Genomic DNA, 11,733 nt, shown 5'->3' on the forward strand with positions numbered 1-11,733 from the left:
ACAGCGGCATCAGCCCGCCGGGGACACCGCGACTTCGGCCCCCTGGAGTCGATCACCCGCCCAACGACGACAGGCCCGCCTCCCCGGGTGGGGGGGGCGGGCCCGTCGGGTGGTTCTCCGGGCGCTGACGCGGCGAACGGGGCTCGCCGCGAGCAGGCCGGTGGGTCAGTGCTCGGCGGTGCGGCGGGTGCCGGAGTAGTACTCGAAGAGCAGGCCACAGGCGGTGACGATGACCAGCACCAGACCGAGGCCCAGCAGCCAGAACTGCCAGAACACCAGGCCCAGGCCGGCGACCGCGGCGGCCAGCGCGAGGCCGAACGGCCAGTAGCTGCCGGGGCTGAAGAAGCCGATCTCGCCCGCGCCGTCGGCGATCTCGCCGTCCGGCCGGTCCTCCGGGCGCAGGTCGATACGGCGGGAGACGAACCAGAAGAAGCCGCCGCACATCGCGCAGAGCAGGAAGGACAGCAGCAGGGCCACCGTGCCGACCCACTCGACCTGGCCACCGGAGTCGCCGTACGTCCAGGCGCCGTAGAGGATCGTCGCGCCGAGGAGGAACCCGGCGATGATGAGGAAGATGCGCCACTCGGTCTTCATGCCGGATACCTCAGTTTCCCGCGCCCGCGGACGCGCCGTCCGGGTTGAAGTTGTCCTTGGTCCGCCGGGTGTCGAACGGCTGGGTGGTCTTCGCGTACGGGTCCTGGCCGATGGCGGTGAGAGCCTCCTGCGTCGACTTGCCGTCCCGCTTGGCCGCCAGGAACTGGTCGTACGCCTCCGGGGAGACCACCCGCAGCTCGAAGTTCATGAAGGCGTGGTAGCTGCCGCACAGCTCGGCGCAGCGGCCCACGTACGCCCCCTCGGACTCCAGCTTGGAGACCTCGAACACGTTACGGATCTTGCCGGGCATCACGTCGCGCTTGAACAGCAGCTCCGGCACCCAGAAGGAGTGGATGACGTCGCGGCTGGTCTCCTCGAACCGGATGGACCGGTTGGTCGGCAGCACCAGCACCGGGATGACCTCGCTGGTGCCCAGCACCGACGCCACGGTGTTGGCCTCGGTGCCCTGGCCGTCGCGGTAGTTGAACTGCCAGTTCCACTTGAAGGCGACGACCTCGACGGTGACGTCGGGGTTCTTGGTCGTCCGCACCACGTCGGTCTGGACCACGGCCGTGTAGTAGAAGAGCACCGAGACGATCAGGATCGGCGCGATGGTGTAGAGGAACTCCATCGGCAGGTTGTAGCGGGTCTGCACCGGCAGCTCGTTGCCGCGCTTGCGGTAACGCACCACACACCAGAAGATCAGGCCCCAGACGAAGACACCGACCGCCAGGGCGGCGATGCAGGAGGCGATCCACAGGTCGTACATCCGGTGCGATTCGGGGGTGATGCCGCCCTGCGGCCAGCCGAAGCCGTCGACCGAGCGGCCGACGTCACACCCGGTGAGCAGAACCAGCAGCGCAGCTCCGCCGAGACCGAGCCCGGCGAGCCGGCCAGCACCACGCCGCCGACGCTCACCGGCTCCGGGGGAAGCGCTGTGCCGTACGGCCGACGGCCGTACCTCCGAACTCCTTGCGACCACCTGGTCCTGCCTCCCTAGCGCGCCGCGGTGGGGCTTTCCATCAGCACCGACGGCAAAGGCGTCACCGACGGTCGCAGATTACTCGACCATGGCGGGCTCGACCGTCTTGGGGTCGCTGTCCGACCCCATCGGGGGGATCGTGGCCATCCCGACGCGATAGCGTCGTCAGCCGTGAGTGCCCACCCGGTCTACCTGGACGCGGCCACTGCCGCGCCGCTGCACCCGGTCGCCCGGCAGGCGTTGCTGGCGGCCCTCGACGACGGCTGGGCCGACCCCGCCCGCCTCTACAGCCGGGCCCGTCGGGCCGCCCAACTCCTCGACGCCGCCCGCGAGGCCACCGCCGGCACCCTCGGCGTCCGCCCCGACGAGGTCTCCTTCACCCCCAGCGGTACGCACGCCGCGCACTCCGCCGTGCTCGGCGGCCTGGCCGGTCGGCAGCGCACCGGCGACACGCTTGTGCACTCGGCGATCGAACACTCGGCGGTGCTGCACGCCGCGCAGCGGCACGTGGCGGCCGGTGGCACCGCGACCTCCGTAGCGGTGGACCGGCTCGGCCGGCTCGACCTGACCGCCTGGTCGGCGGCGGTGCGCTCCCCCGGGGTGGCGCTGGCGACGCTGATCGGGGCCAGTCACGAGGTGGGCACCGTGCAGCCGGTCACCGGGGCGGCCGACGCCTGCGCCACCGTCGGGGTGCCGCTGCACGTCGACGCGGCCCAGCTCGTCGGCCGGGTGCCGGTGCCGGACGGGTGGTCGGTGCTGACCGCCAGCGCGCACAAGTGGGGCGGCCCACCCGGCGTCGGGCTGCTCGTGGTCCGCAAGGGCACCCGCTGGGAGTCGCCGTGGCCGGCCGACGAGCGGGAGTTCGGACGTACCCCCGGGGTGGTGAACCTGCCGGCGGTGGTGGCGGCGGCGGCGAGCCTGCGCGCGGCGGCGGCCGACGCGGCGGCCGAGGCGGCCCGGCTGACCCCGCTGGTGGACCTGATCCGGGCCCGGGTCGCCGCCGAGGTGCCGGACGTGGAGGTCGTCGGCGACCCCGTCGACCGGCTCCCCCACCTGGTCACCTTCTCCTGCCTGTACGTCGACGGCGAGGTGCTGCTGCACGCGTTGGACCGGCGCGGCTTCGCCGTCTCCTCCGGCTCCTCCTGCACCTCCTCGACGCTGCGCCCGTCGCACGTGCTGGAGGCGATGGGGGTGCTGTCGCACGGCAACGTCCGGGTCTCGCTGCACCGGGAGACCACCACGGCGGACGTCGAGCGGTTCCTCGCCGAACTGCCCGGGATCGTCGCCGACCTGCGCGCCGACGCCGGCGTGGTGGGCCTGTGACCACCCCGACCAGCCCGGACAGCCCCCCGACCGGCGCGGACAGCCCCCCGACCGGCGCGGACAGCCTCCCGACCGGCGCGGACGGCCTCCCGACCGGCGCGGACAGCCTCCCGACCGGCGCGGACAGCCTCCCGACCGGCGCGGACGGCCTCCCGACCGGGCCGGGCGGCGGCGAGGCCGGACCGGGCGGCGACGGGGCGGGGCCGGTCGAGGTGCTGGACTGTCGGGGGCAGCGCTGCCCGCTACCGGTGATCGCGCTGGCCCGCCGGCTGCCTGAGCTGCCCGTCGGCGCGGTGCTGCGGGTCCTCGCCGACGACCCGGCCGCCGCCGTGGACATCCCCGCCTGGTGCCGGATGCGCGCCCAGCAGTTCGTCACCGCCATCCCCGACGGCCCGGGCTACGAGGTACGCCGCACCCACTGACCCACCCCGCCCCGCTCCGTCGATCATGGAGTTGTGGTGGCCGATCTGCGGCACTAATGCCGTTTCGAAGGCACCACAACTCCATGATCGCGATCGGCAAATTCGTCCTGCTGGACTTCGCCAACGTACGCCCGCCCGAAATCGGCCGCCAGCCCCACCAGCCGCACGCCAGGTGCCCCGGACCGGGACAGCCAGGTACCCAGACCGGGATCGGGACAGCCAGTCGGGTCGGGATCAGGTGAGGTAACGCAGGAGCGCCGGGAGCGGGTCGATCGCGATGGCGGTGTCGACCACCAGCCGGGGGCCGATCAACGGTTCGTACTCCGCGCCACGCTGCCGGGTCTGCTCCCAGGTCGGAGCGTGCGGGTCGGCGGCGTGCCGGGCCTCGACCCGGCGACGCAGCTCCGCCTCGTCACCGCAGTGCACCTCGATCAGCCGCAGCGGCACCCCGGACCGCACGGCCAGGTCGAGCCAGAGCCCTCGCGCGCCGGCCACCGGGTTCGCCGCGTCGACCACCACGCCGGTGCCCAGCCCGAGCTGCACCTCGGCCAGCCCGGCCAACGCGTCGTAGCCGGCCAGGCCCGTGCCGGGGCCGGTCAGCCCGTGCCGGGCCAGTGCCCGCTCGATCGGGTCGACAGGCAGCACCGGGGCACCCAGGGCCACGCCGACCTGCCGGGCGATGGTGCTCTTACCCACCCCCGGCAGACCGGCGAAGACGACCAGGAGCTGCGTCACGGCACCAGGTGTGGCCGGACGTCCTGGGCGGCGGCGTCCCCGTACGACTCGGCCAGCCGCTTGACGAACACGTCGCGGCGCACGTCGTACTCCTGGGTGCCGACGGTCTCCAGGACCAGGGCGGCCAGCAGCGAACCGACCTGGGCGGCACGTTCCAGGCCGAGGCCCCAGGACAGGGCGGCAAAGAAACCGGCCCGGAAGCCGTCACCGACCCCGGTGGGGTCGACGGCCCGCGCGTCCCGGACGATCGGCACCCGCAACGACTCCCCGTCCCGGGTGGCGATCTCCACGCCGTCCTTGCCGAGGGTGGTGACCCGGACCTTCACCCGTTCCAGGAGCTGGGCGTCGGTGAGGCCGGCCTTGCTCTGCAGCAGCGACTTCTCGTACTCGTTGGTCATCAGGTACTCGGCGCCATCGATCAGCGCGACCACGTCGTCGCCGTCCATCCGGGCGAGCTGCTGCGACGGGTCGGCGACGAAGGCGTAGCCGCGGTCCCGGCACTCGGCCGAGTGCCGGATCATCGCCTCCGGGTCGTTCGCGCTGACCAGGACCAGGTCGAGGCCGCCGAGCCGGTCCGCGACGGGGCCCAGCTCGATGTTGCGGGCCTCGCTCATCGCACCGGCATAGAACGAGGCGATCTGGCACATGTCGGTGTCGGTGGTGCAGACGAAACGGGCGGTGTGCGCCACCTCGCTGACGTGCACCGAGTCGCAGTCCACGCCGTGCCGCTCCAGCCAGGAACGGTAGTCGGCGAAGTCGGCACCCACCGCGCCGAGCAGGATCGGGCTCAGCCCGAGCTGCCCCATGCCGAAGGCGATGTTGGCGGCCACCCCGCCCCGGCGCAACACCAGGTCGTCCACCAGGAAGGAGAGCGACACCTTGTGCAACTGGTCGGCGATGAGCTGGTCGGCGAAGCGACCCGGGAAGCTCATCAGGTGGTCGGTCGCGATCGAGCCGGTCACGGCGATCTTCATGTCAACCCTCGGGGTCGGGAGCACGGCGCGGGTCAGCCTACCGGTCGCGCGCGAACGACGGTCGACGGTCGGACGGGCACCGGCCACCACCTGCTCATCCGCCCGCCACACACCGGCAACCCCGTGCCACCGGGCACATCGGCACGAGCAGCCCGGCCACCGCGACCGGCACCGCCTCGGCCCGGACAGGGTTGCCGGACGCGCGCCGGGGCCGCCCCGTGGTGGGGCGGCCCCGGCGACGGCGACGGTCGCGACTCAGCTGAACGAGTCGCCGCAGGCGCAGGAGCTGCCCGCGTTGGGGTTGTCGATGGTGAAGCCCTGGGCGTCGATCCGGTCGGCGAAGTCGATGGTCGCCCCGGACAGGTAGGGGGCGCTCATCCGGTCGACGACGACGCCGACGCCGTCGAAGTCGGTGACGACGTCACCGTCGAGCGAACGCTCGTCGAAGAAGAGCTGGTACCGCAGGCCGGAGCAGCCACCCGGCTGCACCGCGACCCTGAGCCGCAGGTCGTCGCGGCCTTCCTGCTCGATCAGGGCCTTGACCTTCTGCGCCGCGACGTCGGTGAGGACGACGGAAGTAGGGGCCTGGGCCTCGGTCGAGTCGGTCTGCGCTGGCGTGGTCACGTGGAAATCTCCCTGCGCGGTATGGGTCCGGACACCCTGGTCAACAGCACGCGTCGCCCAGTGATTCCCGGTTTGGTCCAGCTTCGATGGTACGCCGCCCCGGCCGACCCCACCCGGCCGGCGTGATCGCCGCTCCAGGCCACCCGCACCACCCCACCCGCCCGCGCCCACCCGGTGCACGTGCGAGCCGGTCGCACCCCGGTGGTCCGGCCCACCCCGGTGGTCCGGTCAGCGGCTCCACTGGCGGGCCAGTCGGGCACCGAGCGCCCGCAGCCCCTCGACGGGCCGGCCCATCGCCGCCGCCACCCCGCCGCGTTCCTCACCACCGAAGTGCTCCACCAGGCTGTACGCCTCGGTCACCCCGGCGGAGGCGGCCTCCCGCCGGCCGGTGCTCACCCGACCCGCCAGCACCACGCAGGGCACCCCCCGGTCGCGGGCCGCCCCGGCCACCCCGGCGACCACCTTGCCGCGCAGCGACTGGTGGTCGAACGATCCCTCCCCGGTGATCACCAGATCGCAGTCGTCGAGCGCGGCCTCCAGCCCGATCGCCCGGCTGACCAGGTCGATGCCGGATTCGCAGCGCCCGCCGAGGGCCAGGATCGCCGCGCCGAGGCCGCCGGCCGCGCCGCCACCGGGCAGCGTGCCCAGGCCGGGCGGGCAGCCGGGCAGGTCCCGTTCCAGCACCGCCGCCCACCGCTGCAGTGCGGCGTCGAGCAGCAGCACGTCGGCCCGGTCGGCGCCCTTCTGCGGACCGTAGACGTTGCTCGCGCCGTGCAGGCCGAGCAGCGGGTTGTCCACGTCGGTGGCGGCGACCAGGGTCACCCCGCGCAGTCGGGGGACACCGTCGAGGGCGGCGACGGCGGTCAGCGCCGCACCGCCGTACGGCAGGGCCCGGCCGGCGTCGTCGAGCGGGGTCGCACCGAGCGCGGTGAACAGGCCGGCCCCGCCGTCGTTGGTGCCGGAGCCGCCCAGCCCGATCACCACCGTCCGGGCCCCGTGCTCCACGGCGGCGGCGACCAGCGCGCCGAGGCCGTACGAGGTGGCGGCCTTCGGGTCCCGCTCGGCGGCGGCCAGCAGGTGCAGCCCGCAGGCCTGGGCGCTCTCCAGGTAGCCGACGCCGTCGGCGGTGAGCAGGATCTCACCGGTGACGGGCCGGCCCAGCGGGTCGAGGGTGGAGACCGGCACCCGCCGCCCGTCGAGAGCGTCGGCGAGCACCGTGATGAAGCCCGGCCCGCCGTCGGCGAGGGGACGGATGAGCAGCTCGCCGACGTCGTCCACCTCGCGCCAGCCGGCGGCGACGGCGGCCGCCACCTCGGGCGCTTCCAGGGTGCCGGCGAACTTGTCGGGACAGAGCAGCACGCGCATGCCCAGAGTGTGGCAGGCCACATCGGCGCGGGGGCAGTGTGGCAGCCCACACCGGCAGCGGTCGTGCGAACGCCCCGTTGTGGGACCATGAGGACGTGACTTCGACCTGGGTGGAACCCTCCAACACGGCGACCGCGCTGCTGCTCCTCGGCCGCGGCAGCGACCCCGCCACCGAGCGTGGCGTGGAGTGTCCGGGAGACCTGCCGGCGCCGAGCGACCCGGACCTGGTGGCCCGGGCGGCGGCGGCGAAGGCCGCGCTGGGCACGAAGGTGTTCGTTCTCGGCCACCACTACCAGCGCGACGAGGTGATCCAGTTCGCCGACGTCACCGGCGACTCGTTCAAGCTGGCCCGGGAGGCGGCGGCCCGCCCCGACGCGGAGTACATCGTCTTCTGCGGCGTGCACTTCATGGCCGAGAGCGCGGACATCCTCACCACCGACGCGCAGCGGGTGATCCTGCCCGACCTGGCGGCCGGTTGCTCGATGGCCGACATGGCGGTGCTGTCGCAGGTCGAGCGGGCCTGGGAGGTGCTGACCGACCTGGGCGTCGCGGCGGACACCGTTCCGGTGACGTACATGAACTCCTCGGCGGACATCAAGGGCTTCGTCGGCCGCAACGGCGGCGTGGTCTGCACCTCGTCGAACGCGAAGCGGGCGCTGGACTGGGCCTACGCGCAGGGTTCGAAGGTGCTGTTCCTGCCCGACCAGCACCTGGGCCGCAACACGGCGGTGCTGGAGATGGGCTACTCGCTGGACGACTGCGTGCTCTACGACCCGCACAAGCCGAACGGTGGGCTCACCGCCGAGGAGCTGCGCGACGCGAAGATGATCCTGTGGCGCGGGCACTGCTCGGTGCACGGCCGGTTCACCCTGGACAGCGTCGAGGACGTCCGGGCCCGGGTGCCCGGGGTCAACGTGCTGGTGCACCCGGAGTGCCGGCACGAGGTGGTCACCGCCGCCGACCAGGTCGGTTCGACGGAGTACATCATCAAGGCGATCGAGGCGGCACCGGCCGGCTCGGCGTGGGCGGTCGGCACCGAGCTGAACCTGGTCCGCCGGCTGGCGCTGGCCCACCCCGACAAGCAGATCATGTTCCTGGACAAGGCGGTCTGCTACTGCTCCACGATGAACCGGATCGACCTGCCGCACCTGGTCTGGGCGTTGGAGGAGCTGGTCGCCGGCCGGGTGGTCAACCAGATCACCGTCGACGCGGACACCGCGCACCACGCCCGGGTGGCGCTGGACCAGATGCTCGCGCTGCCGGGTGCCGACACCCCGCCGCCCGCCGCAACCTGATCACCTACGGTCACCGCCGAGGTACGGGAACGTACCGGATTCACCGGTTCGTTCCGTAACCCGTGCGGTGACCGATTCCTATTTCGTCACGGAGGGCTATGCTGCCGGGGCGACGTACCACGGGGACCGTTTTGAGCCGGCCCCGTCCCGGGTAGCTGGACAGCTCGTATCGGACAGCTGGACAGCATGCCCCATCATCGACTCACACCGCACCACCCGACACGCGCTGGAGGTTTGCGTTGACGGACGACGTCCTGGTCGTACACGGAGGTACCCCGCTCGAAGGGCGGATCCGCGTGCGCGGCGCGAAGAACCTGGTCTCCAAGGCGATGGTCGCGGCCCTGCTGGGCGACTCGCCCAGCCGGCTGTTCGACGTCCCCAAGATCCGTGACGTCGAGGTGGTCCGCGGGCTGCTCGGCCTGCACGGGGTGAAGGTGACCGACGGCACCGAGGACGGCGAGCTGGTCTTCGACCCGTCCAACGTCGAGAGCGCCAGCACCGACCAGATCAACGTGCACGCCGGGTCCAGCCGGATCCCGATCCTGTTCTGCGGCCCGCTGCTGCACCGGCTCGGCCACGCGTTCATCCCCGACCTGGGCGGCTGCCACATCGGCCCCCGCCCGATCGACTTCCACCTCCAGGCGCTGCGCGAGTTCGGCGCGACGGTGGAGAAGACCCCCGAGGGTCTGCACCTGTCCGCACCCAACGGGCTGCACGGCACGAAGTTCGCCCTGCCGTACCCGAGCGTCGGCGCGACCGAGCAGGTGCTACTGACCGCGGTGATGGCCGAGGGCGTCACCGAGCTGCGCAACGCCGCCGTCGAGCCCGAGATCATCGACCTGATCTGCATCCTGCAGAAGATGGGCGCGATCATCAAGGTGCACACCGACCGGGTGATCGAGATCCAGGGCGTCAAGCGGCTGCACGGCTACAGCCACCGGCCGATCCCGGACCGGATCGAGGCGGCGAGCTGGGCGGCGGCGGCGCTGGCCACCCGGGGTCACGTCGAGGTGCTCGGCGCGCAGCAGGCCGACATGATGACCTTCCTCAACATCTTCCGCTCCGTCGGCGGCGAGTACGAGGTCACCGACGCCCGGCCGCCGAAGCTCAGCGACCCGGGCCAGGAGGGCGGCATCCGGTTCTGGCACCCCGGCGGTGAGCTGAACGCGGTGGCGTTGGAGACCGACGTGCACCCCGGCTTCATGACCGACTGGCAGCAGCCCCTCGTCGTGGCGCTGACCCAGGCCCGGGGCCTGTCGATCGTCCACGAGACGGTCTACGAGCAGCGGCTGGGCTACACCGAGGCGCTGAACACGATGGGCGCCAACATCCAGGTCTACCGGGACTGCCTCGGCGGCACCCCGTGCCGGTTCGGCCGGCGCAACTTCAAGCACTCCGCGGTGATCGCCGGCCCGAGCAAGCTGCACGCCGCCGACCTGGTCATCCCGGACCTGCGGGCCGGGTTCAGCCACCTGATCGCGGCACTCGCCGCCGAGGGCACCTCCCGGGTGTACGGCGTCGACCTGATCAACCGGGGCTACGAGGACTTCGAGGCCAAGCTGGCCAGCCTCGGCGCGCACGTAGAACGGCCGTAACCGACCGTCCCCCCGGCGGCCCCGACCGCCACCCGACGGCCCCCGTGGGCCCGTTCGACCCGCTCCACCGAGCGCCCGGTGCACCCGTGATGTGCACCGGGCGCCGTCGGGTGGCTACCCTTCACCTCGTGCCGTCGCTGTTTCGCCGCAAGTCCGCCGACTCCGACTCCTCCGCCACCGCCACGGTGGTGACCGAGGAGCCATCCGCCGCGCGCCCCCGGGGCTACACCCCGAGCAAGAAGGAACTGGGCGTCGAGACCCCGAAACGGCCGGTCGCCGGCCGCCGGCCGGCCGGTCCGACCCGGCCGCTGACCAAGGAGGAAGCCCGGGAGCAGCGCCGCAAGGCGCGCACCGAGGCCGCCGCCGAGTTCCGCCGCGAGGGCGGCCCCCGGGACCGGGGGCCGGAGCGGCTGCTGGCCCGCAACGTCGTCGACTCGCGGCGGACGATCGGCACCTGGTTCTTCGGTGGCGCGTTGATCGTGCTGATCGGGTCGAACGCCGCGATGCCGCAGGCGATCCGGCTCGCCTCCAACGTCGTGTGGGGGGCGCTCGCGCTCGGCGTGGTGATCGACTCGGTGCTGATCTCCCGCCGGATCAAGAAGCTGGTGCGGGAGCGCCACCCCAACAGCGGCGAGCGGATGGGTTCGCTCTACCTCTACGCGATCATGCGGTCGATCACCTTCCGCCGGATGCGCGCCCCGGCACCCCGGGTGAACATCGGCGACCCGATCTGACCGACGTCTCCCGACGGCCCCGCCCCGGTGGCGGGGCCGTCGTCGTGTCCGGAAGCCGTCGTCGCGTCCGGAAGCCGTCGTCGCGTCCGGCGGCTCGGAACGGCGGGCGGGACCGGTCCGGGACCGGTCAGGACGGGCGGCGCGGGTCGGGGGCCGGGCTGCGGTAGAGCCGGGCCACCACGTCCTCGATGTCCGGTTCGACGATCGAGACGTCACGCAGCGCGGCCAGCCCGGCCAGCGCGGAGACCACCTCCGCCACCCCCGCCGACTCCAGCGCGTAGACCAACCGGCGGCCGTCGGCCTCGACCCGGTGCAGCGGCGCCCCCACCGGCTGCGGCGGCGTCGACAACGGGGCGTCCAACTCGGCGACGACCAGCCGGCGGGAACCGTAGCGGGCGTGCAGGGCGGCGATCGAACCGTCGTGCACCACCCGGCCGTGGTCGACCACCACCAGCCGGGCGCAGAGCCGCTCGATGTCGGCCAGGTCGTGGGTGGTCAGCACCAGCGTGGTGTCACCGGCCCGACCCAACTCGGCGAGGAACCCCCGGACCGCCTGCTTGCTCACCACGTCCAGCCCGATGGTCGGCTCGTCGAGGAAGAGCACCTGCGGGCCGTGCAGCAGCGCCGCGGTCAACTCGCCGCGCATCCGCTGCCCCAGCGACAACTGCCGCACCGGGGTGTCCAGGAAGGCGTCCAGGTCGAGCAGGTCACGACAGCGGCGCAGCCGGGCGGCGTGGTCGGCGGTAGGCACCCGGTAGAGGTGGCGCAGCAGGTCGAACGAGTCGCCCAGCGGCAGGTCCCACCACAACTGGGACCGCTGGCCGAAGACCACCCCGATGCGCAGCGCCAGCCGGGTGCGGTCGGCGACCGGGCGCAGGCCGCAGACCCGGGCCTGACCCGCCGACGGGCTCAGCACCCCGGTGAGCATCTTCAGGGTGGTCGACTTGCCCGCCCCGTTCGGGCCGATGTAGCCGAGCATCTCGCCCTGCTCCACCCGCAGGTCGATGCCGTCCACGGCGGTGACCGTCCGCTTCTCCCGGCGTAGCCGGCCCGCCTTCACCCGTACCGTGAACTCCTTGCGTAGCCCGTC

General features: G+C 72.9%; 11 protein-coding genes and 1 pseudogene. 5 read left to right on the top strand and 7 right to left on the bottom strand.

Annotated elements, in window-relative coordinates; genetic code table 11:
- Positions 1-165: 165 nt before the first annotated feature.
- Both ACQP2H_RS22405 and ctaC read right to left on the bottom strand, forming a co-directional pair.
- Positions 166-594: a cytochrome c oxidase subunit 4 gene (locus tag ACQP2H_RS22405; RefSeq protein WP_208568725.1), complete on the bottom strand. Its 429-nt coding sequence runs from the start codon at positions 592-594 to the stop codon at positions 166-168.
- A 10-nt stretch (positions 595-604) separates the two neighbouring features.
- Positions 605-1,576: an aa3-type cytochrome oxidase subunit II gene (gene ctaC, locus ACQP2H_RS22410; RefSeq protein ID WP_208568726.1), complete on the bottom strand. Its 972-nt coding sequence runs from the start codon at positions 1,574-1,576 to the stop codon at positions 605-607.
- Positions 1,577-1,747: 171 nt separating this feature from the next.
- Between ctaC and ACQP2H_RS22415 the strand changes: the two genes are divergently transcribed.
- Together ACQP2H_RS22415 and ACQP2H_RS22420 are read left to right on the top strand one after the other, a co-directional pair.
- Complete coding sequence (locus tag ACQP2H_RS22415) at positions 1,748-2,899, top strand: cysteine desulfurase family protein (RefSeq protein WP_433228742.1); 1,152 nt, start codon at positions 1,748-1,750, stop codon at positions 2,897-2,899.
- Positions 2,900-3,111: 212 nt separating this feature from the next.
- On the top strand, positions 3,112-3,321 hold the full coding sequence (locus ACQP2H_RS22420) for a sulfurtransferase TusA family protein (RefSeq protein ID WP_219470244.1): 210 nt from the start codon (positions 3,112-3,114) through the stop codon (positions 3,319-3,321).
- 234 nt (positions 3,322-3,555) lie between these two features.
- On the opposite strand, the gene ACQP2H_RS22425 is transcribed toward ACQP2H_RS22420, so the two are convergent.
- From ACQP2H_RS22425 to ACQP2H_RS22440, 4 genes are all read right to left on the bottom strand, one after another.
- On the bottom strand, positions 3,556-4,056 hold the full coding sequence (locus ACQP2H_RS22425; RefSeq protein WP_219464042.1) for an AAA family ATPase: 501 nt from the start codon (positions 4,054-4,056) through the stop codon (positions 3,556-3,558).
- A complete protein-coding gene (locus ACQP2H_RS22430) occupies positions 4,053-5,030 on the bottom strand; it encodes a carbohydrate kinase family protein (RefSeq protein ID WP_208568732.1) in 978 nt (325 codons plus the stop codon). Before ACQP2H_RS22430 ends, ACQP2H_RS22425 begins: the two co-directional genes overlap by 4 nt.
- A gap of 255 nt (positions 5,031-5,285) precedes the next feature.
- Complete coding sequence (erpA, locus tag ACQP2H_RS22435) at positions 5,286-5,654, bottom strand: iron-sulfur cluster insertion protein ErpA (RefSeq protein WP_091237771.1); 369 nt, start codon at positions 5,652-5,654, stop codon at positions 5,286-5,288.
- A gap of 228 nt (positions 5,655-5,882) precedes the next feature.
- Positions 5,883-7,019, bottom strand: a complete 1,137-nt coding sequence (locus ACQP2H_RS22440; protein WP_357535390.1) for a glycerate kinase family protein — start codon at positions 7,017-7,019, stop codon at positions 5,883-5,885.
- Positions 7,020-7,114: 95 nt separating this feature from the next.
- On the opposite strand from ACQP2H_RS22440, the gene nadA reads away from it, so the two are divergent.
- From nadA to ACQP2H_RS22455, 3 genes are all read left to right on the top strand, one after another.
- Positions 7,115-8,314, top strand: a complete 1,200-nt coding sequence (gene nadA, locus ACQP2H_RS22445; protein WP_357535392.1) for a quinolinate synthase NadA — start codon at positions 7,115-7,117, stop codon at positions 8,312-8,314.
- A 239-nt stretch (positions 8,315-8,553) separates the two neighbouring features.
- Positions 8,554-9,909: a UDP-N-acetylglucosamine 1-carboxyvinyltransferase gene (murA, locus tag ACQP2H_RS22450; RefSeq protein ID WP_208568735.1), complete on the top strand. Its 1,356-nt coding sequence runs from the start codon at positions 8,554-8,556 to the stop codon at positions 9,907-9,909.
- 89 nt (positions 9,910-9,998) lie between these two features.
- Entirely contained in the window at positions 9,999-10,643 is a 645-nt protein-coding gene (locus ACQP2H_RS22455) for a DUF3043 domain-containing protein (RefSeq protein WP_357014233.1), read from the top strand.
- 127 nt (positions 10,644-10,770) lie between these two features.
- Here the strand turns inward: ACQP2H_RS22455 and ACQP2H_RS22460 are convergent.
- Positions 10,771-11,709: pseudogene (locus ACQP2H_RS22460) on the bottom strand (ABC transporter ATP-binding protein); the annotation flags it as partial.
- Positions 11,710-11,733 lie beyond the last annotated feature (24 nt).

It is taken from the genome of Micromonospora sp. CA-248260 (genome assembly GCF_050942205.1).
In the GTDB taxonomy this organism is placed as follows: domain Bacteria; phylum Actinomycetota; class Actinomycetes; order Mycobacteriales; family Micromonosporaceae; genus Micromonospora; species Micromonospora antibiotica.

Excerpts from the sequence above, each read along its gene's own strand:
- ACQP2H_RS22405 (WP_208568725.1), bottom strand. The coding sequence starts at position 594 with ATGAAGACCGAGTGGCGCATCTTCCTCATCATCGCCGGGTTCCTCCTC.
- ACQP2H_RS22430 (WP_208568732.1), bottom strand. The coding sequence starts at position 5,030 with ATGAAGATCGCCGTGACCGGCTCGATCGCGACCGACCACCTGATGAGC.
- ACQP2H_RS22440 (WP_357535390.1), bottom strand. The coding sequence starts at position 7,019 with ATGCGCGTGCTGCTCTGTCCCGACAAGTTCGCCGGCACCCTGGAAGCG.
- ACQP2H_RS22455 (WP_357014233.1), top strand. The coding sequence starts at position 9,999 with ATGTGCACCGGGCGCCGTCGGGTGGCTACCCTTCACCTCGTGCCGTCG.